At 72.4% G+C, this 22,319-nt stretch carries 18 protein-coding genes; 12 read left to right on the top strand and 6 right to left on the bottom strand.

The genetic code is table 11. The features are described 5' to 3' along the window. Nucleotides 1-67 precede the first annotated feature (67 nt). The 6 genes from ACQEVB_RS24415 (at nt 68) to ACQEVB_RS24390 (ending at nt 7,987) form a co-directional block, all read left to right on the top strand. Nucleotides 68-1,477: a cytochrome ubiquinol oxidase subunit I gene (locus ACQEVB_RS24415; protein ID WP_432975335.1), complete on the top strand. Its 1,410-nt coding sequence runs from the start codon at nt 68-70 to the stop codon at nt 1,475-1,477. 10 nt (nt 1,478-1,487) lie between these two features. Next, nucleotides 1,488-2,534: a cytochrome d ubiquinol oxidase subunit II gene (gene cydB / locus ACQEVB_RS24410; RefSeq protein WP_432975332.1), complete on the top strand. Its 1,047-nt coding sequence runs from the start codon at nt 1,488-1,490 to the stop codon at nt 2,532-2,534. Continuing rightward, nucleotides 2,531-5,944: a thiol reductant ABC exporter subunit CydD gene (cydD, locus tag ACQEVB_RS24405; RefSeq protein WP_432975329.1), complete on the top strand. Its 3,414-nt coding sequence runs from the start codon at nt 2,531-2,533 to the stop codon at nt 5,942-5,944. Before cydB ends, cydD begins: the two co-directional genes overlap by 4 nt. Before the next feature lie 166 nt (nt 5,945-6,110). Next, the gene (locus ACQEVB_RS24400; protein ID WP_432975326.1) at nt 6,111-6,848 is read left to right on the top strand and encodes an STAS/SEC14 domain-containing protein; all 738 of its coding nucleotides are present in this window, start codon (nt 6,111-6,113) and stop codon (nt 6,846-6,848) included. Nucleotides 6,849-6,886: 38 nt separating this feature from the next. Beyond that, the gene (locus tag ACQEVB_RS24395; protein WP_432975323.1) at nt 6,887-7,216 is read left to right on the top strand and encodes a hypothetical protein; all 330 of its coding nucleotides are present in this window, start codon (nt 6,887-6,889) and stop codon (nt 7,214-7,216) included. A gap of 120 nt (nt 7,217-7,336) precedes the next feature. Further along, nucleotides 7,337-7,987: a response regulator gene (locus ACQEVB_RS24390; RefSeq protein ID WP_432975320.1), complete on the top strand. Its 651-nt coding sequence runs from the start codon at nt 7,337-7,339 to the stop codon at nt 7,985-7,987. A 141-nt stretch (nt 7,988-8,128) separates the two neighbouring features. Here ACQEVB_RS24390 and ACQEVB_RS24385 read toward each other — a convergent pair whose 3' ends face one another. The 4 genes from ACQEVB_RS24385 to ACQEVB_RS24370 form a co-directional block, all read right to left on the bottom strand. Then, nucleotides 8,129-9,838, bottom strand: a complete 1,710-nt coding sequence (locus ACQEVB_RS24385) for a GAF domain-containing sensor histidine kinase (RefSeq protein ID WP_432975317.1) — start codon at nt 9,836-9,838, stop codon at nt 8,129-8,131. A 67-nt stretch (nt 9,839-9,905) separates the two neighbouring features. Further along, the gene (locus ACQEVB_RS24380) at nt 9,906-10,820 is read right to left on the bottom strand and encodes a universal stress protein (protein WP_432975314.1); all 915 of its coding nucleotides are present in this window, start codon (nt 10,818-10,820) and stop codon (nt 9,906-9,908) included. Nucleotides 10,821-10,918: 98 nt separating this feature from the next. Next, on the bottom strand, nt 10,919-11,653 hold the full coding sequence (fabG, locus tag ACQEVB_RS24375; protein ID WP_432975311.1) for a 3-oxoacyl-ACP reductase FabG: 735 nt from the start codon (nt 11,651-11,653) through the stop codon (nt 10,919-10,921). Nucleotides 11,654-11,666: 13 nt separating this feature from the next. Further along, nucleotides 11,667-12,851 carry an acetyl-CoA C-acetyltransferase gene (locus ACQEVB_RS24370; protein WP_432975308.1) on the bottom strand — a complete coding sequence of 395 codons (1,185 nt, stop codon included), beginning with the start codon at nt 12,849-12,851 and terminating at the stop codon, nt 11,667-11,669. Nucleotides 12,852-13,132: 281 nt separating this feature from the next. Here ACQEVB_RS24370 and acs point away from each other — a divergent pair, with 281 nt between their 5' ends. From acs to ACQEVB_RS24350, 4 genes are all read left to right on the top strand, one after another. Further along, nucleotides 13,133-15,094, top strand: coding sequence for an acetate--CoA ligase (gene acs, locus ACQEVB_RS24365; RefSeq protein ID WP_432975305.1), 1,962 nt, complete (start codon nt 13,133-13,135; stop codon nt 15,092-15,094). Next, nucleotides 15,091-15,759, top strand: coding sequence for an adenylate kinase (locus ACQEVB_RS24360; RefSeq protein ID WP_432975302.1), 669 nt, complete (start codon nt 15,091-15,093; stop codon nt 15,757-15,759). Before acs ends, ACQEVB_RS24360 begins: the two co-directional genes overlap by 4 nt. Continuing rightward, the gene (locus tag ACQEVB_RS24355) at nt 15,756-17,501 is read left to right on the top strand and encodes a PHA/PHB synthase family protein (protein WP_432975299.1); all 1,746 of its coding nucleotides are present in this window, start codon (nt 15,756-15,758) and stop codon (nt 17,499-17,501) included. Before ACQEVB_RS24360 ends, ACQEVB_RS24355 begins: the two co-directional genes overlap by 4 nt. Nucleotides 17,502-17,584: 83 nt before the next feature. Further along, entirely contained in the window at nt 17,585-17,872 is a 288-nt protein-coding gene (locus ACQEVB_RS24350; RefSeq protein ID WP_432975296.1) for a hypothetical protein, read from the top strand. Nucleotides 17,873-17,947: 75 nt separating this feature from the next. Here the strand turns inward: ACQEVB_RS24350 and ACQEVB_RS24345 are convergent, their stop codons facing one another. Further along, nucleotides 17,948-18,511, bottom strand: a complete 564-nt coding sequence (locus ACQEVB_RS24345; protein WP_432975293.1) for a hypothetical protein — start codon at nt 18,509-18,511, stop codon at nt 17,948-17,950. A 264-nt stretch (nt 18,512-18,775) separates the two neighbouring features. Here ACQEVB_RS24345 and ACQEVB_RS24340 point away from each other — a divergent pair, with 264 nt between their 5' ends. Beyond that, entirely contained in the window at nt 18,776-19,414 is a 639-nt protein-coding gene (locus ACQEVB_RS24340; protein ID WP_432975290.1) for a GPR1/FUN34/YaaH family transporter, read from the top strand. Nucleotides 19,415-19,488: 74 nt separating this feature from the next. Here ACQEVB_RS24340 and mftD read toward each other — a convergent pair whose 3' ends face one another. Then, complete coding sequence (gene mftD, locus ACQEVB_RS24335; RefSeq protein WP_432975287.1) at nt 19,489-20,661, bottom strand: pre-mycofactocin synthase MftD; 1,173 nt, start codon at nt 20,659-20,661, stop codon at nt 19,489-19,491. Between the two features lie 303 nt (nt 20,662-20,964). Between mftD and mdo the strand changes: the two genes are divergently transcribed. After that, complete coding sequence (mdo, locus tag ACQEVB_RS24330) at nt 20,965-22,257, top strand: NDMA-dependent methanol dehydrogenase (RefSeq protein ID WP_432975284.1); 1,293 nt, start codon at nt 20,965-20,967, stop codon at nt 22,255-22,257. Nucleotides 22,258-22,319 lie beyond the last annotated feature (62 nt).

Below are 22,319 nucleotides of genomic sequence, written 5' to 3'. Positions count from 1 at the left end.
CCGGAACCGGCAACGGCCGAGGCTGGTCACGGAGCCGGACCGCCCGGCGACACCCGCGGAGGATGAGATGAACCTCGATCTCGCACGGTGGCAGTTCGCGGTCACCACCGTGTACCACTTCCTGTTCGTCCCGCTGACGATCGGGTTGTCCCTGCTCGTCGCCGGCATGCAGACCGCATGGGTGCGCACGTCCGACGAGCGCTACCTGCGCATGACGAAGTTCTGGGGCAAGCTGCTGCTGATCAACTTCGCGATGGGCGTCGTCACCGGCATCGTCCAGGAGTTCCAGTTCGGCATGAACTGGAGCGACTACAGCCGGTTCGTCGGCGACATCTTCGGTGCCCCGCTGGCCATCGAGGGTCTGCTCGCGTTCTTCCTGGAGTCCACGTTCCTCGGGTTGTGGATCTTCGGCTGGGACCGGCTGCCCAAGCGGGTGCACCTGGCGTGCATCTGGCTGGCGTCCATCGGCACGATGCTGTCGGCGTACTTCATCCTCGCGGCGAACTCGTGGATGCAGCACCCGGTCGGGTCGGTGGTCAACACCGCCCGCGGCCGTGCCGAGCTCACCGACTTCGGCGCCGTGCTGACCAACTCGACCGCGATCGGCGCGTTCACCCACACCATCACCGCGTGCTTCGTGACCGGTGGCATGTTCGTCATCGCGATCAGCGCCTACCACCTCGCACGCGGCCAGCACGCCGAGGTGTTCCGGCCGTCGATGCGCCTGGGGCTGGTCACGGTGCTGATCGCGAGCATCGGCGTCGCGATCACCGGCGACCTGCAGGCCCGGCTGATGACCGAGCAGCAGCCCATGAAGATGGCCGCCGCGGAGGCGCTCTACGACACCGTCGCGCCCGCCTCGTTCTCGCTGTTCACCGTCGGCACCCTCGACGGCAGCCAGGAGGTGTGGAGCATCCGCGTGCCGCGGGTCCTGTCGTTCATGGCCACCGGCTCGTTCGACGGGCGCGTCGAGGGCATCAACGACGTCGCGCGCGCCGAGCAGGCCGCGTACGGCCCCGGTGACTACGTGCCGAACGTTCCGGTGACCTACTGGACGTTCCGGCTCATGATCGGTTTCGGCTTCCTCGCCGGGTTGCTCGCGGCCGTGGGCCTGTGGTTCACGCGCCGGCGGGCGAAGCAGCCCGTGCCCCGCTGGTTCCATCGCGTGGCGCTGGCCGCGCTGGTGACCCCGTTCGCCGCCAACAGCGTGGGCTGGATCTTCACCGAGATGGGCCGGCAGCCCTGGCTGGTGTTCGGGGTGCTCCCGACCTCGGCCGGGGTGTCGCCCGGGGTCGGCACCTTCTCGGTCGTGACCTCGTTCGCCGTCTTCACGCTGCTCTACGGCGTGCTCGCAGCGATCGACGGCGTGCTGATGGTGCGCTACGCGCAAGCCGGCCCGCCAGCGGTGAGCGTCCCCGACAGCCCCGACAGCCCCGACAGCCCCGACGCGCCGCGGCCCCTCGCCGTGGCCTACTGAGGAGCCTGCCATGGCACTCGCCGACATCTGGTTCCTGCTCATCGCGGTCCTGTGGACGGGCTACTTCGTCCTGGAGGGCTTCGACTTCGGCGTGGGCGTCCTGCTGCCCGTCGTCGGTCGCACCGAGACCGACCGCCGCGTCGCGATCAACACGATCGGCCCGGTCTGGGACGGCAACGAGGTCTGGCTGCTCGTCGCCGGCGGCGCCACCTTCGCCGCCTTCCCCGAGTGGTACGCGTCCCTGTTCTCCGGCTTCTACCTCGCGCTGCTGCTGATCCTCGTGGCGCTGATCGTCCGCGGGGTGGCGTTCGAGTTCCGCGGCAAGATCGACAGCGTGCGCTGGCGGCGCAACTGGGACGTGGCGATCGTCGTGTCGTCCGGCCTTCCCGCGCTGCTGTGGGGCGTCGCGTTCGCCAACATCGTGCACGGCGTCCCGCTCGACGCCGAGCACGAGTTCACCGGCTCGCTGCTCACCCTGCTCAACCCGTACGCCCTGCTCGGCGGTCTCGCGACGCTGGCCCTGTTCACGTTCCACGGCGCGATGTTCCTGGCCCTGAAGACGACCGGCGAGGTGCGGCAACTGGCGCGCGCGGCGGTCGCGTACGCGGGAACCGCAGCCGTCGCGATCGGAGGTCCGTTCCTCGGCTGGACGCTGCTGGACAAGGGCGTGGTCTGGACGGCCGTGCCGGCCGCGATCGCCGCGGCCGGGCTCCTCGCCGGCCTCGTGCTCACGCTCCGCGGCCGGGACGGGTGGGCGTTCGTGTCCACGGCCGTGGCCATCGTCGGGGTGACGGCGACGCTGTTCGGGTCCCTGTACCCGTACGTGCTGCCGTCCACGACCGACCCCGCGTTCGGGCTCACGACCGTCAACGCCGCGTCGACCCCGTACACCCTGGCGATCATGACCTGGGTCGCCGTGATCATGACCCCGGTGGTGCTCGCCTACCAGGCCTGGACGTTCTGGGTGTTCCGCCGCCGCATCGGCCGCGCCGACATCCCGCCCGCGACCGGTCTCCCGGCGGCGCCGCAGATCACGCCCGGGACGACGACGCGATGAAGCCGCTCGACCCACGACTGCTCCGCCACGCCTCGGCGGCGCGCCGCTTCGTCGTGCTCACGGCCGGCCTGGCCGTGGCGGCCGCCGTGCTCGTACTGGCGCAGGCCCAGCTGCTGGCCGGAGTCCTCGCCGACGCGTTCCTCGGCAACGCGGGGATGGACGTGCTGGCCCCCGCGCTCGGGGCGCTGCTCGGCGTCGTCGTGGGTCGGGCCGTCCTGATCTGGGCCGGCGAGGTGGCGGCGCACCGCGCCGCTGCCGACGTCGTCGGCCAGCTGCGGACCTCGCTGCTGGCGCACGTCCTGCGGCTGGGTCCGCGGCATCCCGGGCTGCCGCCGACCGGGGAGCTGGCCGCACTCGCCACGCGCGGCCTCGACGGGCTCGACGGGTACTTCAGCCGCTACCTCCCGGCGCTGCTGGTGGCGACCGTGGTGCCGGCCGTCGTCGCCGCGCGGATCCTCGTGGCCGACCCGCTCTCCGGCGTGATCGTGGGCCTCACGGTCCCGCTCATCCCGGTGTTCATGATCCTCGTCGGGCTGCACACCGAGCGCGCCACGCGCCGGCAGTGGCGCAGCCTGGCCGTGCTCGGCCACCACTTCCTCGACCTCGTTGCCGGCCTCGACGTGCTCGTCGCGTTCGGCCGGGAGGGCCGCCAGTCCGGCCGGCTGCGCGAGCTCGCCGACGCCTACCGCCGCACCACGATGCGGACGCTGCGGGTGGCGTTCCTGTCGGCGCTGGTGCTGGAGCTGCTCGCCACGCTGTCGGTCGCGCTGGTGGCGGTGTCGATCGGGCTGCGGCTCATCGACGGCAGCATGGACCTCGCCACCGGGTTGCTCGTGCTGGTTCTGGCGCCCGAGGTCTACCTGCCCCTGCGCGCGGTGGGAGCCCGCTTCCACGACTCCGCGGAGGGGCTCGCCGCGGCCGCCGAGACGTTCGCGGTGCTCGAGACACCACTGTCGACGCCCCCGGACGTGCCGCCGCACTGCCCCGACCCGGCGGTCGTGCCGCTGCACCTGCGCGGTGTCGTGGTCGAGGGCCGCGGCGCCAGGGTGCTGGACGGGCTGGACCTCGACATCGCTCCCGGCACCGTCGTGGGGGTGCGGGGCGCGAGCGGCGCGGGCAAGTCGACGCTGCTGGACCTGCTGCTCGGCCTGCGCCGGCCGGACCGCGGCACCGTCGCCGTCGGGGCCACCGACCTCGCCGACGTGTTCCGCAGCTCGTGGCTGCACCGCGTCGCCTGGGTTCCGCAGCGCCCGGTGCTGGTCGCCGGCACCGTCGCCGACAACATCCGACTCGCCGACCCCGACGCACCGCCCGGCGCCGTCCTCGCTGCGGCACGGGCGGCGGCGCTGCTCGGCGATCCCGGGCTGGGCCTCGACACCGTCGTCGGGGAAGACGGCGACGGGCTGTCCACCGGGCAGCGTCGCCGGGTCGCGCTGGCCAGGGCTGTGCTCGCCGACCGTCCGCTCCTGCTGCTCGACGAACCCACCGAGGGCGTGGACGCCGCGACCGAGGCCACGATCATCGCAGCGCTGCCCACGATCACCGCCGGCCGGACGGCCGTCGTGGTCAGCCACCGCCCCGAGGTGCTGGACGCGTGCGATCGGGTGATCGACCTCGCCCCGCCCTCCCCCGGCGCGGGCACGCGCCCGATCCCGGTCGGCGGGCCGCCCGCCCGCCCCACAGATGTCCCGGACATCGTCCCCCCGACTCCGGGACACGCCGGCCGGGTGGTGGCGCGCCGCCACCCGGTCGGTCGGACGACGCCCGTCGCAGCGCTGCGGGCAGCGCTCGATGCCGTGCGCCCGCTGCGCGGCCGGACCGCGCTCGCGGTCACGCTGGGGTCGCTGGCGCTGGGCTGCGGGGTCGCGCTCACCGCGACGTCCGCGTGGTTGATCTCCGCCGCCGCGCTGCAACCGCCGGTGCTCACCCTGATGGTCGCGATCGTCGCCGTGCGGACCTTCGGGATCGGGAAGGGCGCCCTGCGCTACGCAGAACGGCTCGTCACCCACGACATCGCCCTGCGCGCCGGCACCGCGCTGCGCGTACGGATCTGGGAGTCGCTGGTGCGCATCGGCCCGGCCGGCACCGCCCGGCTGCGCCGCGGTGACCTCCTGGCCCGCCTGGTGAGCGACGTCGACGCCCAGCAGGACCTGGTCGCCCGCGTCGTCGTGCCGGCCGCATCCGCCGCTGTGGTCGGTGGGATCGTCGTCGCCGGCGCGACCGTGCTCCTCCCCGCGGCGGGTGGCGTGGCTGCCGTCGGATTCTGCCTGGCCGCCGTCGGCGCGCCCGCGCTGACGGCGTGGGCAGCGCTGCGCACCGAACGGCGCACCGCGCACGCCCGCGGACACGTGGCCACCCGCACGGTCGAACTGCTCGACGCGGCGCCCGACCTGATCGTCTTCGGTGCGGCCGACCGGTACCTGGCCGGTCTCGCCGACGCCGACGGGCGCCTGCGGGCACTGCTGCGCCGCGGTGCGTGGGCGCGCGGCTGCGGGTCCGGCGCCGCGGCACTCGCGATCGGCGCCACGTCGGTCGTGGGCACCGCGGTCGGCGTCGCGGCGCTGCGGGCCGGCACGCTCCCCGGCCCCGCGCTGGCCGTGCTCGCGCTCACCCCGCTCGCGCTCGCCGACGTCGTCGCCGCTCTGCCCGACGCCGCGATCCGGCTGCTCGGCGCCGTCCCCGCAGCGCAGCGGATCGCCGACCTGCAGAACGCGCCCGCCACCGTGCCCGACCTCGCAGCGGACACCGCCGGCGCGCGCCCGCACCGCCTGGCCGCCGAGCGGCTGTCGGTCCGCTGGCCCGGCGCCGACCGCGACGCCGTGCACGACGTTTCGCTCGACATCGGGCAGCACCGGCGGATCGCGCTGACCGGCCCGTCCGGTTCCGGCAAGTCGACGGTGGTGGCCGCGCTCATGCGCACGCTGTCGCCCACGGCCGGCCGCGTGCTGGCCGACGGCCGCGACGCGACGGAGCTGAGCGGGGCGCGGGTGCGGCGAGCGATCGCGTGGTGCGGACCGCAGGCGCACCTGTTCGACAGCACGCTGCGCGCCAACCTCGCCCTCGCCGCACCGGATCCCTCGACCGTCACGGACGCGGATCTGGTGGGGGCGCTGCGCGCTGCGCGCCTCGGTGACTGGTTCGACCGGTTGCCCGACGGGCTCGACACCTACGTCGGTGAGCACGGCGGGGCCGTGTCCGGCGGCGAGCGGCAACGCCTCGGGGTGGCCCGCACGCTGCTGGCCGACCGCCCCATCACGATCTTCGACGAACCCACCGCCCACCTCGACCCCCACACCGCGGACGCGCTCGCCGAGGAGATCCTCGCCGCCACCCGCGACCGCGCTGCGGTGATCGTCACCCACCGCCCCGAGCAGACGCCCGGGATCGCGCAGCTGCGCGTCGGCCCGTGAGGGCCGGAAGTCTCCCACCGGTTCGGCGAACGGCGTCCGGATCCGGGCCGACGAGGACCGGCCGCCCTGAGCGCGGGAGCCCTTCGGCCGTACCACGGAACGAGCAGGTGGACGAGCCTGCAGAGGTCATCCACGACCCCATCACGGCGTTCGACAAGGACCGACCATGATCGAGAAGATCCTCGACCTGCCACCCGGCATCGACGGCCTGCGGTCCAGCGGCAAGCTGACCCTCGACGACTACGACCGGGTCGTCGTCCCGCTCGTGGCCGACGCTCTGCGCGACGGCCGACCACTGCGCTGTCTGGTGGAGATCCCCGACTTCGCCGGCATCACGCCGGCCGCGGCCTTCGAGGACATGTCGCTCGGTCTGCAGGTCGTCCGTGCCTTCGAGGGGTGCGCCGTCGTCACCGACCTGGACCGGCTCGCCGACACCACCCGCGTCGCGGCGTTCCTGATGCCCTACCCGGTGCGGGTGTTCCCGTCGGCCCAGCGCGCCGAGGCCATCGCGTGGCTGCAGAGCCTGCCCGAGCTCGCCCGCCTGACCCACCGCATCCGGCCGGACGGGGTGCTCGTCGTGGAGGTCGCCGAGCCGCTGCGCGTCCAGGACGTCGACGACCTGGCCAGGGTGGTCGACGCGTGGCTCGCCGACCACCCCGCGCCGCACGGGCTCGTTCTGCACGCTCCGGCACTGCCCGGCTGGGAGAACGTCGCCGCGCTGCGGGCGCACCTGCGGTTCGTCGCCCGGCACCACCGCACGATCGACCGCGTCGCGCTCGTGGTGGGCGGCGTGCTCCCCGCGGTGGCCGCCCGGGTCGCCGGTCTGATCCTGCACCCGCAGGTCCGCCGGTTCGGTCGCAACGATCTCGCCGCCGCGACGGCGTGGGCCGCCGGCACGCGGTGAGACCGCATCACACCCTCCTGCTTCGAGAGGAGCCCACCATGCCCACCACCGTCCTGTCCGACGTCATCGCCGGCATCGACCGCCTCCGCGCCGACGTGCTCGCCACCCCGGCCGAAGGGACCGATCCCGGCCACTGGCGCCACCTGCGCGACCAGGCCCTCGGCGAGCTCACCGCGGGCCTGCCCGCGACGGACTGCGCCGTCTGCATCGCCCACGCGCCGCGGATCCCCGACACGGGGGACGCGAACACGTCCGCGGACTCCCGCGGCCGGCTGCTGTCGTGGCTGTCCGGGGCCCGGGAACAGCTGCGGATCGGCCGTGCGGTCGCCGACATGCTGGCCAGGGGCCGGACCCGCTCGACCCTCTGACCGAGCCCTCCGACCCGATCAGGACCGGGACCTTCGGCACTGTGCGACAGGGTCGTCCGTGGGATGTCCGTGCCGTCGCCGTGGCCGTACCGTCATGGCACCGGACCGAGAGGAAGCCCCATGACGATCTCCGTGTTCCTGCTCGACGACCACGAGATCGTCAGGCGGGGCATCGCTCAGCTCCTGGAGCTCGAGGACGACATCGAGGTCATCGGTGAAGCGGCCTCCGCCGCGCAGGCGCTGGCGCGCATCCCGGCGCTGCGCCCCGACGTGGCCGTGCTCGACGTGCGGCTGCCCGATGGCGAGGGGGTGTCGGTCTGCCGCGAGATCCGCTCGGCGCTCACCCCGGCACCGGCCTGTCTCATGCTCACCTCGTACTCCGACGACGAGGCACTCTTCGGCGCGATCATGGCCGGGGCGTCCGGCTACCTGCTCAAGCAGGTCAGCGGCGTGGACCTGGTCGGCGCGGTGCGCACCGTCGCCGCCGGTGGGTCGCTGCTCGATCCCCGGGCCACCGCGGTGGTGCTGGAGCGGCTGCGCCGCGGCGACGAACCCGAGGACCCCCGGTTCGCCTCGCTCAGCCCGCAGGAACGCCGCATCCTGGAGCTCATCGCCGACGGGCTCACCAACCGACAGATCGGCGCCGAGATGTACCTCGCCGAGAAGACGGTCAAGAACTACGTCTCCTCCCTGCTGCACAAGCTCGGCATGTCGCGGCGCACGGAAGCCGCCGTCTACGCCACCGAGCTGCGGGGGCGGGGTCGTCCCTGACAGGACCTTCGGCGCTGCCCGGCGGTTCGTCCGCCGTGCGACCGTGAACGACATCGCCGGACCTCGGATCGCGGGCATGGGCACCACTGCCGCGATCCGTGCGGGGCCGCGGGCACGCTGGGGAGCGGTGCCCGCGGCCCATCACGTCGCGCCGCGCAGCGGGACCCGCCACGTCAGCCGGGTGCCCGACACGCCGTCGCGCCCGACGGCCAGCTCGCCCCCGCACTCCTGGGCGCGGTCGGCGAGGTTGCGCAACCCGCTGCGCCCGACCGCGGGATCGATCCCGACCCCGTCGTCGCGCACCTCGACCACGAGCTCGTCATCGGCGGCCTCCACCGTCAACACCACCGACCGCGGCGCACCGTGGCGGATCGCGTTGCTGATCGCCTCCCGCACCACAGCGACCGCGTGCGCACCGACCGGCGCCGACACCAGCGTGTCCACCGCACCCGAGATCCGCACCGTGGGCGCGATGCCCGACCCGGCAGCAGCATCGGTCGCGGTGTCCAGCAGCTGGCGCCGCAACCCACCGGCCTCACCCTCCCCCACCGTGTGCAGGTCGAAGATCGCCGTACGGATCTCACGCACCGTCGTATCGAGATCGTCGACCGCCTGCTGGATCCGCTCCCGGGTATCGGCATCACCGGAACGCCGCAACGTGCCCTGCAACGACAACCCCGTCGCGAACAGCCGCTGGATGACGTGATCGTGCAGATCACGCGCGATGCGGTCGCGATCGGCGAACACCGCCAACTGCTGCTGCGCCAGGTTCTTCTCCCCCAGCTCGATCGCCAACGTCGCCTGCTCCGCGAACGACGTCAGCAGCGGCACCTCGGTCGGCTGGAACGGCAGGTCGTCGGCGGCGCGCAACGCCACCAGCACCCCCGTGACCGATTCCGCGGCCCGCAACGGCACGGCCACGACCGGACCGAACCGTTCCCGCGCCGCAGCGTCGACCAGCAGGTCACGACTCGAGTCCGCGAACAACACCGCCCCCGTCTCCGCGACCTGGCTCAACACCGGATGCCCCGGCTCCACGTACTCACCCAGCGCGTGCTCGTCGAACCCACGGCGCGCGGCCACGGTGAACCGGCCGTCACGGTCAGGACCCAGCGCGATCACCGTGGCCGCCGCGCGCGTCAGCTCCAGCGCACGCTGCGCCACCAGCCGCAGCGCATCCTCCTCGCTCGCACCGGCAAGCAGCTCGGCCCGGATCTCCGCGGTCGCCTCCAACCACCGCTGCCGCACCCGGGTCTGCTCGAACAGGTCCGCGTTCTGGATCGCGATCCCCGCCGCAGCCGCCAACGCCTCGACCACCACCACGTCGGACGAGCTGAACTCCTGCCCGCCGGCCTTCTCGGTCAGGTAGAGGTTCCCGTAGACCGAGTCCCGCACCCGCACCGGGACACCGAGGAACGTCCGCATCGGCGGATGGTTGGCCGGGAACCCCACCGAGGACTCGTGCCTGCTCAGATCGGCCAGCCGCAACGGCCGGGGATCCAGGATCAGCTGACCCAGCAGACCCTTGCCCTCCGGCAACCGACCCATCCGCGACCGCACCTCGTCATCGATGCCGACGTAGACGAACCGGGACAGCCCGCCGCCGGCCCCGAGCACCCCGAGGGCGCCGTAGCGGGCGTCGACCAGCTCGACCGCGGCCTCGATGATGCGGCGCAGCGTGGTGTCCAGCTCCAGCCCGGCCCCGATGGCCAGCACGGCGTCCATCAGGCTCTGCATGCGGTCCCGGGTGGCGACGATCTCGGCCATCCGGTCCTGCACCTCGCGCAACAACTCGTCCAGGCGCAGCCCGGACAGCAGACCAGGTTGGTTCGGCTCGCCCCCTGCGGGCATCGGTGCTCCTCCCGGAGGCGTCCGCGATACGGACCGCCATCATGCCGTTCGGGGCGCTTCGCGGCGACTACCCGCTGACCTGATGGAGTGCTACCGACAGCGACGGCCGGACGACCACGACCGGGCACGGGCACCGATGCAGCAGGGCGTGGCTGACCGAGCCGAACAGCCCGGCGAACGCTCCCCGCCCACGCGATCCGACGACCACCAGCTGGGCGCGTTCCGCGGCCGCACACAACGCCCGGTCGGGACGTCCCATCCGCACCTGCATCCGAACCGCGACGCCGGGGAACCGCGCCCGGTGCGGTGCCAGCACCTCGACGAGATGCCTCCGCTCGGCGTCCAGCACCGTCTTCAGCTCGATCCCCACGACGAGCTCGTCGGACAGGACGTTCTCCCAGGTGTGCACGGCGACGAGGCCCGCACCGCGAGCGGCGGCGGCCTCGAAGGCGAACGCGACCGCGGCATCACTGACCGACGACCCGTCCACGCCGACGACCACCGGATCCGTGGCGTCCGGCTCGCGGTCTCCGCGCACCACCACGACCGGGCACGCCGCCCGCGCAGCCAGGGCGACCGCGACCGACCCCAGGAACACACCGGCGACCCCGCCACGCCCACGGTCCCCGATCACGACGAGCTCGGCGTGCCGGGACTCGGCGACGAGGCACGTGATCGGGAAGTCGGGCAGCACCTCGGAGTCCACCCGCAAACCCGGTGCCTCTGCAACCGCCGCCACCGCCGCCGCATCGAGGTCGTCGCGGGCTCGAGCCAGCAGGTGGCCGCGGTGGTCACCGTCGGACGGCAGCCCCACGTCGAGGCGGTCGGGGGCGATCACGGGCATCGGGCCGAACGCGTGCACCAGCCGCAGTCCGGTCCCACGCCGCACCGCCTCGCGCGCCGCCCACCGGGCCGCCCGCAGTGACGACGGCGAGCCGTCGATGCCGACCAGTACCGGCGCTCCTGCACGATCCGTCGTCACGTCGCCTCCCTCTCCGCTGCACCCAGGATCGCGGCGCAGCGCCGCGCCGGTGACTGCCGTACGACCTCCGCCTGTGGAGGCGAAGGTCCCTGCTCGGCTCACATGTGCTGGCCGCCGTTGACCGCGTAGATCTGGCCGGTGATGAACGAGGAGTCCGGGTCGGCGAGGAACTCCACGACCCGTGCGACCTCGTCGGGCTCGCCCAGACGTGCGGCCGGGATCTTGGCGAGGACCTTCTCCATCGCCGCGGCCGGGACCGCGGCGACCATCTCGGTGGCGATGTAGCCCGGCGCGACGGAGTTCACCGTGATGCCCTTGCGGGCGGTCTCCTGCGCGAGGCTCATGGTGAGCCCGAAGAGGCCGGCCTTCGCGGCGGCGTAGTTCGCCTGGCCGATGTTGCCGGCCTCGCCGATCACCGAGCTGATGTTGACGATGCGGCCGGATCCTCGGTCGAGCATGTGCTGCAGGGAGGCCCGGATGAGGTAGAACGCGCCGGACAGGTTGACCTGGATGACCCGGTCCCACTCCTCGGCGCTCATCCTGCGCACGGTCCGGTCCAGCGTGATCCCGGCGTTGTTGACGAGGATGTCGAGCCGGCCGTGCTGGTCGAGGACCTCTCGGACGACCCGCTCGCAATCGTCGTTGTTGCCGATGTTGCCCTGGTGCGTGGTCGAGCCGGGGATGGTCTCCGCGAACCGGTCCGCGGCGACCTTGTCGCGGGAGTACCCGGCTGCGATGGTGACGCCGCGACGCGCGAGCCGGGTCGAGATGGCGGCACCGATGCCGCGGATCCCGCCGGTCACCAGAGCCACCTGGCCGGTCATGTCTGTCATCGGTTCGGTCCCTTCAGGGTTGGACGGTGAGCAGGAGGGCCTCGCCCTGACCGCCGCCACCGCACAGGCCGGCCGCACCGGTCCCGCCGCCGCGACGCCGCAGTTCGATGGCCAGGTGCAGGGCGAGGCGCGCCCCCGAGGCGCCGACCGGGTGGCCGAGCGCGATCGCCCCGCCGTTGACGTTGACCCGGTCCGCTCCGATGCCGAGGTCGCGCATGGACTGGATGGCGACGGCGGCGAACGCCTCGTTGATCTCGAAGAGGTCGATGTCGCCGACGGCGAGGTCGGCGCGGGCGAGGGCGCGGCTGATCGCGTTGGCCGGCTGGGAGAGCAGCGACGGGTCCGGTCCGGCGACGACGCCGTGGGCACCGATCTCGGCCAGCACCGGTGCGCCGAACCGCTCTGCGGCCCGCCGGCTCATGACGACGACCGCGGCGGCACCGTCCGAGATCTGCGACGCCGACCCGGCCGTGATGGTGCCGTCGGCGCCGAACGCCGGGCGGAGGCGACCGAGCGCCTCCGTGGTCGTGCCCGGGCGGATGCCCTCGTCGTCGGACACGATCAGCGGCTCGCCACGCCGCTGCGCCACGGGGATCGGGACCAGCTCGTCGGCGAATCGCCCGTCCTTCGCCGCGGCGGCGGCCCGCTCGTGCGACATCGCCGCGTACTCGTCCTGCTCGATGCGGCCGATACCCGCCGCCTGGCTGTAGCGGTCGGTGGCCTCTCCCATCCCCACCTGGTCGAACGCGCAGAACAGGGCGTCGTGCTGGGTCGCGTCGACGATGCTGCCGTCGCCGTAGCGGTAGCCGGCACGGGCCTTCGGCAGCAGGTAGGGGCCGTTGGTCATCGACTCCATGCCGCCCGCGACCACCACGTCGAACTCACCGCATCCGATCAGCTGGTCGGCCATCGCGATCGCGTTGAGCCCCGAGAGGCAGACCTTGTTGACGGTCAGCGCCGGCACGCTCATCGGGATGCCGCCCTTGACCGCGGCCTGGCGTGCGGTGATCTGCCCGGCCCCGGCCTGGACGACCTGCCCCATGATCACGTAGTCGACCTGGTCACCGTCGACGCCCGCACGGGACAGGGCGGCGCGGATCGCCGCGCCGCCGAGTTCGACCGCGCTCAGGCTCTGCAACGACCCGGACAGCTTCCCGATCGGGGTGCGCGCCCCGCCGACGATGACCGATCCCGACATGGGGTACCTGCTTCCGCTGGAGATGGACCGAAGGACTCCCGTTCCACCTCACCGTGCACTGCCGGGCACCGTCCGTGACCGGTACAAGGTCCTGAACGCACAGGGGCCTTCGTCGCGCGCCGCAGGTACCCACCACGCGGGCAGGGCCTGGACCTGCCCGAAGGAAGAGCCCCGACCAGGACGAATGCTCTCCCAACGAGACCCGTTGGACCCTGCCTCCGTCCCGAGCCGCACACATACCGTGACGCCTCTGGCACCGTTCGTCGCCCCGAGGGAGTCCCATGACCGACCTGCATTCGTCCCTGGATCGGCACATCGAGGACCTGCTCGACGTGCCGTCGTTCCCCCCGCCCGCCGCATTCGTCCGCCAGGCCGTCGTCACCGACGACGGCGTCTTCGACGCCGCAGCCGACGCCGAGGAGTGGTGGTCGGAGCAGGCCCGCACCCGCATCGACTGGGCGACGCCGTTCCGCACCGGCTGCAACGACAGCAACCCGCCGTTCTTCACCTGGTTCGAGGACGGGACGCTGAACGCCTCCTACAACTGCCTGGACCGCCACGTCGAGGCCGGCAGGGGCGACCGGGTCGCGTTCCACTGGCACGGCGAGGAGGGCGAGCAGCGCACCATCACCTACGCCGAGCTGCTCGCCGACGTGCAGCGGCTGGCGAACGCCCTGCGCGAGCGCGGTGTGCGCAAGGGCGACGTCGTCGGCATCTACCTGCCGATGATCCCCGAGGTCGTCGTCGCGATGCTCGCCTGCGCCCGCATCGGTGCCCCGCACACGGTCGTGTTCGGCGGGTTCGCGCCGTCATCGGTCGCGGAACGCCTCGAGGTCAGCAACGCCGTCGCGCTGATCACCGTCGACGGGGCTCGCCGCAAGGGCCGGACGACGCCCACCAAGGCCGCGGTCGACGACGCGATCGCCGACCTGTCCGACCTGCACACCGTCGTGGTGGTGCGCGCGACCGGCGTCACGTGCCCGATGACCGACGGGCGCGACGTCTTCTACGACGCCGCACTCGCCGCCGCCGACCCGGTCTGCCCGGCCGACCCGATGCCGGCCGAGCACCCCTTGTTCCTGCTGTACTCCTCGGGATCCACCGCCAAGCCCAAGGGCATCGTGCACACCACCGGCGGCTACCTCACCGGCGTCGCCACGACGCACTCCCTGGTCTTCGACCTCAAGCCCGACACCGACGTCTTCTGGTGCACCGCCGACGTCGGGTGGATCACCGGCCACTCCTACATCGTGTACGGGCCGCTGGCCAACGGTGCGACGTCGGTCATGTTCGAGGGCGCACCGGACTACCCGGACAAGGACATCTGGTGGGAGCTGATCGAGCGGTACGGCGTCACGATCTTCTACACGGCACCGACGGCCATCCGCGCGTGCATGAAGTGGGGCTCGGAGTACCCGGCCCGGCACGACCTGTCCTCGCTGCGGCTGCTGGGCACGGTCGGGGAGCCGATCAACCCGAAGGCCTGGGTCTGGTACCACACCGTCATCGGCGGCGGCCGCTGCCCGATCGTCGACACGTGGTGGCAGACCGAGACCGGGGCGATCATGATCTCGACGCTGCCCGGCCTGCAGCCGGCGAAGCCCGGCTCGGCCGGCCTGCCACTGCCGGGCGTGCGGGCGGCGCTGCTCACGCCGAGCGGCGAGGACGCCGGCGACGACCCGGGGTACCTCGTGCTCACCGCACCCTGGCCGGCGATGCTGCGCACGCTGCACGGTGACGACCAGCGCTACGTCGAGACGTACTTCAGCACGTTCGGTCCGCGGACCTACGTGGTGGGCGACTCGGCCCGGCGGGACCGCGACGGCTACATCTCGATCATCGGCCGGATCGACGACGTGATCAACGTTTCCGGGCATCGCCTCTCGACCGCCGAGGTCGAGTCGGCGCTCGTCTCCCACGCCGCCGTCGCGGAGGCGGCTGCGATCGGCGTCCACGACGAGCTGACCGGGCAGGCGATCGTGGCCTTCGTGACGCTGCGCGCCGGCGTGGAGTCGTCCGCCGAGCTCGAGGCCACGCTGCGCGAGCACGTGGCACAGCGGATCGGCAAGCTCGCCCGACCCCAGCGGATGATCTTCGTCGCGGATCTGCCGAAGACCCGCTCCGGGAAGATCATGCGACGGCTGATCCGCGACGTGGCCGAGGGGCGCGAGCTCGGCGACGTCACCACCCTCGGCGACCCCACCGTCATGGCGGCGCTGCAGGCGCAGGTGGTCCGGCCGTGACCGACATCGTCCTCATCGGACCGCCGGGAGTCGGGAAGGGAACGCAGGCGCTCGTCCTCGCGGACCGGGCCGGTCTCACCCACCTCGCCAGCGGCGATCTGCTCCGCGCGAGCATCCGTGACGAGACCGTGCTGGGCCTGCTGGCCAAGACCTACGTGGACAGCGGCCGGCTCGTGCCGGACGAGCTCGTGGTGGACATGATGGTCGATCGGATGCTCAGCGCAGGTGACACGTTGCTGGACGGGTTCCCGCGCACGGTCGCCCAGGCGGAGGAGCTCGAGGAGCGGTTGGGCCGCGTGCGCCGGCGCATCGACGCCGCGGTGCTCCTCACCGCGCCGCGCCTGACGCTGATCCGCCGGATCGTCGGCCGCCGGTCCTGTCGAGCGTGCCAGGCGCAGTACAACACCTACTTCGCGCCGAGCCGCGTCGAGGGCATCTGCGACGCCTGTGGCGGGGAGCTCGTGACCCGCAGCGACGACAACGCCACGACGGCGCAGCTCCGCCTGGAGGTCTACGACAACCAGACCGCGCCGCTCGTCGAGCACTACCGCGCGGCCGGGGTCCTGCGCGAGATCGACGGTACGGGCGACCCCGACGAGGTGGCCGGACGGATCGCGGCATCGCTGTCGGTCGCCGCCGCGGAGCCGAAGGTCGGGCCGCCGTGACGGCCGACCCGACCACCCGGCCCACGCTGTTCCCCCGGGCAGCGCGGGAGGCGGCGGAGCAGGCGGTCGCCGCGCTGGGACCCGAGGCGGACGTCCTCGGGCGCACCGATCCGGCAGACCTGGGTGCCTCGCTGTTCAGGGCGCTGGCACGGTCGGCCGGTCATCCGGTCGAGGTCGCCGCCGCCGTGCTGAAGTTCATGGCCGTCCTGTCCAGGATCGCCCCCGCGGCGATGGCCAGGGCGGTCGGCCACGGCGCCGCTGCGCCGCCGCTGCCGGAGGACCCCAAGGACCGGCGCTTCGCCGACCCGGCGTGGACCGGCAACGCAGGCTTCTTCGCGCTCCGACAGGTCTACCTCGCCGTCGCGGAGCTCTGCGCCGACCTCGTCGCCGCGGGCACCACCGACCCCGCGGCCGAGGCCAAGGCGCGGCTGGTCATGGATCTGCTCGTCGATGCGATCGCGCCGACGAACTTCTTCCCCACCAACCCGGCCGCGCTCGTCCGCGCCATGCAGACCGGTGGGCGAAGCACCGCCTCAGGCCTGCGCAACTTCGTCTCCGACGTCGTGCACAACGGCGGCCGACCACGCCAGGTCGACGTCAGCGGCTTCGAGGTGGGCCGCAACCTCGCCGCCACCCCGGGCAAGGTCGTGTACCGCAACGACCTGATGGAGCTCCTCCAGTACGCGCCCCAGACCCCGCAGGTGCACGCGGTGCCGCTGCTGGCCAGCCCACCCTGGATCAACAAGTACTACGTGATGGACCTCGCCCCCGAGCGCAGCTTCGTCGAGTGGGCCGTCCGCCACGGGCGCACGGTCTTCGCGATCAGCTACCGCAACCCGGACGCCGCGATGCGCGACGTCGGACTGGACGACTACCTCATCCATGGGCCACGCACGGCGCTCGACGTGATCACCGACATCACCGGCTCCGAGCGGGTCGACGTCGTCGGGCTGTGCCTCGGTGGCGCGATGACCGCGATGACCGCGGCGCACCTCGTCGAGACCGGCGAGCAGCGCATCGGCACGATCACGCTGCTGAACACCCTGCTCGACTACAGCGAACCGGGCGTGCTCGGCGCCTTCACCGACGAGCGGGTGGTCGCCCGGATGGAACGCAGGATGGCGCGGACCGGCTACCTCGACGGTGCGGAGATGGCGGCCACGTTCGACATCCTGCGACCGAACGACCTGATCTTCAACTACGTGGTCTCGAACTGGCTGCTCGGCGAGCGCCCACCGGCGTTCGACATCCTCGCCTGGAACTCCGACAGCACCCGGATGCCGGCCGCGATGCACGCGTTCTACCTGCGCTCCCTGTACGGACGCAACGAGCTGGCGCGCGGTGAGCTCACGTTGGCCGGCACGCGGCTCGACCTCGGAGACGTCACCAACGACGCGTACGTGGTGGGGGCGGTCAACGACCACATCGTGCCGTGGACGTCGTCCTACCAGGCGACAAAGCTGCTGGGCGGCCATGTCCGCTACGTCCTCTCGAGCGGGGGACACATCGCCGGCATCGTCAACCCGCCGCATCCCAAGGCCTGGTACGAGACGGCCGAGGACCGCTCGGCCGACCCGGCCCGGTGGCGTGCGGCGGCATCGCGACAGGCCGGCTCGTGGTGGGAGGACTGGGCGGTGTGGGGGGCGCAGCGGGCCGGGGCACTGATCGACCCGCCCCCGATGGGGAGTCCCCTGCATCCCGTCCTGGGCGACGCTCCGGGTTCGTACGTCACCCAGGCGTGACGGACCGCACGTCGACGTGCGTACTATTTCAATCGGCGAGTGGTAAACTTATCGAGTCGGGGGGCCGACGAGGAGGGCACACCATGACCACCGACACGAAAGCGAAGGCACTGGGCAAGGAAGCTCAGGACGAGGTCTTCGAGACCGTCCGCACCGGCCAGGCCGCCGTCGTCGACGCGTTCACCGCCTGGATCGACGCGGTCCGCGCGTTCACCCCCACCCTGGGGGCGAGCGACTACGTCGCCGCGCTGCCGAACATCGAGGAGCTCGTCAGCAACGCCTACGACATCGCCGAGAAGAGCCTGGCCACCCAGCGGGAGTTCGTGGAGAAGCTGGTCGCCGCGGCGACGAACGGCGTGCCGAAGCACTGATCGCACGATCGGCGGCGTCCGCCCTGCACCGGTCCACGGGAGGGCGGACGACGCATGTCCGGCCGTTCGGGGCGTTCACACCTCGACGGTGAACAGCCCCAGCACCGCAGCGCGCCAGTCCTCGTAGTCGCGGTCGGCCATCCCGCCCCCAGGCGGTTCGACGGGCCCGACCATCGGCTCCTCGCCACCCCCGAGCGCGTACTCGACGAGCTCGGCGTCGGTCGGTTCGCCGGAGACCACACGCACGCGGACCTTGCCCGGTGCCATGTCGGCGCGCAGTGCGTGCGCGAGCACCCGCAACAGCGCCAGCCGGGCCGACCGGTCGTCGGGCGCGATCAGGTCGGTCGATGTGTTCCCGGTGACGAGCAGGACGCTCGCGTCCGGCGCCAGCAACGGTCGGACCTGGTCGACGGTCGCGAACCGCTCGAGCAGACCGCCCTCGAGGAACGCGTGCACGCGACGGATCACGGTCTCGCCGCGGACCGGCACCGTCACGCCGAGCTGGACGTAGTAGTCCACGGGGCCGGTGGTGGCCCGGATGTCGGCGAGGCCGAGCGCCTGCACTCCGCCCGCCTCGAAGGCGGCCCGCAGCGATGCCGCTCGGTCCGCGGAGCCCGTCACGAGCGCAACCTTCGTCATGGCGACCAGCAAAGCGCCGGTCCAGCAGGCGCGGTAGGGCCGTTGGTCCGCCGCGTCGCGGCCTGAACGGCAGGGACGGCGTCGCAGACGGCCCGAACGGGCAGGTGCCCGGCTGACCCGTCGTACGGTTCACCAGGGCGGCACGCGCGCGAGACTGCACGACGACACCCGGACGTTGTCGAGCCCGCGGCCAGAACGCGGACGTGCGACCGTCGGCGGCATCCGGTAGGAGCGCGTCCGACGCGCCGAACAAGGGATCCTGCCGTGACCGACACCGACGACCGTGTCCTCGCTCGAAGCGAGGCCGAGACCGCCTCGCCCCCTGCTCCCCCGGTGGGCAACCCGGCCCTGATCGGCGTGCCGACGTTCCTCGTCGGTTCGATCGCGCTGGGGCTGGTGCTCACCGGGTACGTGCCGGCCGCCGCGGCCGGCGCCTCCGTCCCGATCATCATGACCGCCACCGGGTTCGGCCAGTCCGTCGCCGCCGTCTGGGCTGCGCGCCTCGGCCAGAACGCCGTCGCCGCCATCTTCGGCATCTTCACCGGCTTCTGGACCAGCTACGCCGCGCTCGTGCTCGGCCTGACGCACGGCTGGTTCGGCATCGCCGCCGCCGACGCGGTGCGGACCCAGCAGCTGTTCCTGTGGTCGTGGCTCGCCGTGATCGTGCTGCTCACGCTCGCGTCGTTGCGGCTGCCCGCCGCGTTCACGCTGCTGTTCGGCCTGATCGACCTGGCCCTGCTCCTGGTGTTGATCGGCATCGGGATGGGCAGCAGCGCGGTCACGATCGCCGGCGGCTGGGTCGTGTTCTGCTTCGTCCTGGTCGGCGCCTACATCTTCGTGGACGCGATGAACCAGGCCACCGGCGGCAGGGCGCTGCCCATGGGTGCGCCGCTGCTTCACTGACCGAACGTTCGCCCGACACACGGACGAGCGCCCCGCCCCGGCTGCGGCCGGGGCGGGGCGCTCGGGTTCGTGGGTCAGGCGCCGAGCGTGCGGGTGAAGTCGGGCGGCACCACCACGTCGTCCGGGGTCAGCTCGCGCACCGACGAGCGGCCGAGCCCGAGCAACGCCGAGTCGATGCCGCTGCGCAGGACGTCGAGCACGTTCTCCACCCCGGCCTGCCCGTTGGCGGCGAGACCCCACAGGTAGGCGCGACCGATCATGACCGCGCGGGCGCCCAGTGCCAGCGCCTTGACGACGTCACCGCCGCGGCGCACACCACCGTCGAGGACGACCTCGATCTGCTCGCCGACGGCGTCCACGATCGACGGCAGGACCCGGATCGGGGCCGGCGTGGTGTCCAGGTTGTTGCCGCCGTGGTTGGAGACCGAGATGGCCGTGACCCCGGCGTCGACCGCACGCTTGGCGTCGTCGACGCGGCAGATGCCCTTGAGCAGGAACGGACCGTCCCACTGCGCACGCAGCCAGGCGACGTCGTCCCAGGTCGGCGGGTCGGTCTGCATCCACTCGTAGTAGGCGCCGAAGAACGTGGGCGCGTCCCCTCCTGGCTCGGTCAGGTTCGGTGCCGCGAGGTCGGGCAGGTAGCCGGCGCGGGCGAAGGCCAGCAGCCAGCGCGGTCGCGCGAGCGCCTCCGGAGCCAGGCGGATCATCGACCTGAGGTCGAGGCGCTCCGGGATCGCCGGGCTGCCCCAGTCGCGGCCCATGGAGAACGACCAGTCCAGCGTGACGATGAGCCCCTTCACCCCGGCCGCCCGGGCCCGCTCGATCCGGCGCAGCATCGCCTCGCGGGTGCCGAGCCAGTACACCTGGAAGAACGTCTGGGGGTTCGCGGCCACCACGTCCTCGACCGGCTTGCTCGCGAACGAGCTCAGCCCGGTGACCGTGCCGCGCGCCGCAGCCGCGCGGGCGACCGCGACCTCGCCGTCCGGGTGCACGGCCTGCACCCCGGTCGGCGAGAGGATCACCGGCAGCGCGATCGACTCGCCCATCACCACCGTCTCGAGGTCCCGCTTCGCGGGGAGGTCGGCGACGTGCGGGGCGAAGCCGAGCTGGCCGAACGCGGCCGTGTTGTCGTCCACCGATGCGCCGCGTTCCGATCCCGCCAGCAGTGCGCTGTACACCGACCTCGGGAGCCGCTTGCGGGCTCGCCGCTGGGCCTCGGCGACCGTCTCGAACCACTCGTTGCTCATCGGCCTGCTCCTCGGAGGGATCGTCAGGATGGGGCGCCCTGGTGCCGGCGTGCCGACCGAGGCTAGGCGCCCGGATCGGGCAGCGCGCCGTCCGGACCGCGCACGTCGACCTGTCCGGTCGGGCAGTTCGGCCCCGACGTCGCGGGCGCGCCGCCCGCCGTCCTGCCCGACCGGGCAGGTGGCCCGTCCGTCTGGCCGGTCGAGGGCACTGCCGGCGGATGGTTTGCATTTCCCGCCCTCCCCGAGCGCTCCGGAACGGGCTTAGCGTCCGTCGCAGGAGACGTCCGTTAAGGAGGCCGACACATGCAGGTCGACGAGCTGCTCAAACCGTTCCCCATCAAGGAGTTCCATCCGTTCCCGCGGGCGCTGCTGGGCCCCGGTTGTCACGAGATGATCGGACCGGAGGCGCTGAAGCTCGGGTTCAAGAGGTCGCTGGTGATGACCTCCGGCCTGCGCGGCACCAACATCGTCCACAAGATCGTCGAGTCGATGAAGTACCACGGCCTCGAGGTCGTGGTGTACGACCAGGTGGAGTCCAACCCGAAGGACTACAACGTCATGGACGCGGTCGCGCTCTACCGCGAGAACGCGTGCGACTCGTTCGTGTCCATCGGCGGCGGTTCCTCGCACGACGCGTGCAAGGGCGCGCGCATCTCCGTGGCGCACGACGGACGCAGCGTCAACGACTTCGAGGGCTTCAACAAGAGCGAGAACCCCAAGAACCCGCCGCACATCGCCGTGTCCACGACCGCCGGGACCGGCTCGGAGACGTCCTGGGCCTACGTCATCACCGACACCACCACCGATCCCGACAACCCGCACAAGTACGTCGCCTTCGACGACGCCAGCGTGACCTCGCTGGCGATCGACGACCCGGTCCTCTACTACGACTGCCCGGTCGACTACACGGCGCAGTGCGGCTTCGACGTGCTCGCCCACGCGAGCGAGCCGTACGTGTCCCGCCTGAACTTCCAGCCGTCGCTCGGCAACGCCCTGCACGCGATCAAGCTGACGGCGCAGCACCTGCGGGCCGCCACCTGGAACGGCCAGGACCTGGCCGGGCGCGAGGGCATGATGTACGCGCAGTACATCGCGGCACAGGCGTTCAACTCGGGTGGCCTGGGCATCATCCACTCGATCTCGCACGCCGTCAGCGCCTTCTACGACACCCACCACGGCCTCAACAACGCGATCGCGCTGCCGCGCGTGTGGGCGTTCAACATGCCGGCGGTGTACGACCGGTTCGCCGACATCGCCGAGGCCATGGGCATCGACACGCACGGCATGACCAAGCCGCAGGCCGCTGACGCCGCACTCGCCGCCGCGATCCGGCTGCTGCGTGACGTCGGCATCCCGGAGCGGTTCGTCGACGTCAAGGCGGACTCCTACTCGAAGAACCGGCTCGGCCAGGGCCCGACGAAGTTCTACGAGAACGCCAAGGAGATCCGCGGTGACGCGGCCGACGTGGACCGGATCACGAGCCACGTGCTCGGCGACGCCTGCACGCCGGGCAACGCGAAGGAGTGCACCTTCGAGACGGTGCGCCCGGTCGTGGAGCACAGCCTCAACGGCTCGCTCGACGAGCTGCTGCCCTGAGAGGCCCTCTACAACCCACGACTGCGGGGCGGCCGGGTGACGGTCGCCGACCCTGGCCGCCC

It is taken from the genome of Pseudonocardia sp. CA-107938 (assembly GCF_050936315.1).
In the GTDB taxonomy this organism is placed as follows: Bacteria; Actinomycetota; Actinomycetes; order Mycobacteriales; family Pseudonocardiaceae; genus Pseudonocardia.
Note: the sequence above shows the minus strand (reverse complement) of the source record. Positions and strands in the feature narration are given on the sequence as shown.

What these genes read in the sequence shown, in the direction of transcription:
- ACQEVB_RS24415 (WP_432975335.1), top strand. Translation starts at nt 68, where the DNA reads ATGAACCTCGATCTCGCACGGTGGCAGTTCGCGGTCACCACCGTGTAC.
- cydB (WP_432975332.1), top strand. Translation starts at nt 1,488, where the DNA reads ATGGCACTCGCCGACATCTGGTTCCTGCTCATCGCGGTCCTGTGGACG.
- cydD (WP_432975329.1), top strand. Translation starts at nt 2,531, where the DNA reads ATGAAGCCGCTCGACCCACGACTGCTCCGCCACGCCTCGGCGGCGCGC.
- ACQEVB_RS24400 (WP_432975326.1), top strand. Translation starts at nt 6,111, where the DNA reads ATGATCGAGAAGATCCTCGACCTGCCACCCGGCATCGACGGCCTGCGG.
- ACQEVB_RS24395 (WP_432975323.1), top strand. Translation starts at nt 6,887, where the DNA reads ATGCCCACCACCGTCCTGTCCGACGTCATCGCCGGCATCGACCGCCTC.
- ACQEVB_RS24390 (WP_432975320.1), top strand. Translation starts at nt 7,337, where the DNA reads ATGACGATCTCCGTGTTCCTGCTCGACGACCACGAGATCGTCAGGCGG.
- ACQEVB_RS24385 (WP_432975317.1), bottom strand. Translation starts at nt 9,838, where the DNA reads ATGCCCGCAGGGGGCGAGCCGAACCAACCTGGTCTGCTGTCCGGGCTG.
- fabG (WP_432975311.1), bottom strand. Translation starts at nt 11,653, where the DNA reads ATGACAGACATGACCGGCCAGGTGGCTCTGGTGACCGGCGGGATCCGC.
- ACQEVB_RS24370 (WP_432975308.1), bottom strand. Translation starts at nt 12,851, where the DNA reads ATGTCGGGATCGGTCATCGTCGGCGGGGCGCGCACCCCGATCGGGAAG.
- acs (WP_432975305.1), top strand. Translation starts at nt 13,133, where the DNA reads ATGACCGACCTGCATTCGTCCCTGGATCGGCACATCGAGGACCTGCTC.
- ACQEVB_RS24350 (WP_432975296.1), top strand. Translation starts at nt 17,585, where the DNA reads ATGACCACCGACACGAAAGCGAAGGCACTGGGCAAGGAAGCTCAGGAC.
- ACQEVB_RS24345 (WP_432975293.1), bottom strand. Translation starts at nt 18,511, where the DNA reads ATGACGAAGGTTGCGCTCGTGACGGGCTCCGCGGACCGAGCGGCATCG.
- mftD (WP_432975287.1), bottom strand. Translation starts at nt 20,661, where the DNA reads ATGAGCAACGAGTGGTTCGAGACGGTCGCCGAGGCCCAGCGGCGAGCC.
- mdo (WP_432975284.1), top strand. Translation starts at nt 20,965, where the DNA reads ATGCAGGTCGACGAGCTGCTCAAACCGTTCCCCATCAAGGAGTTCCAT.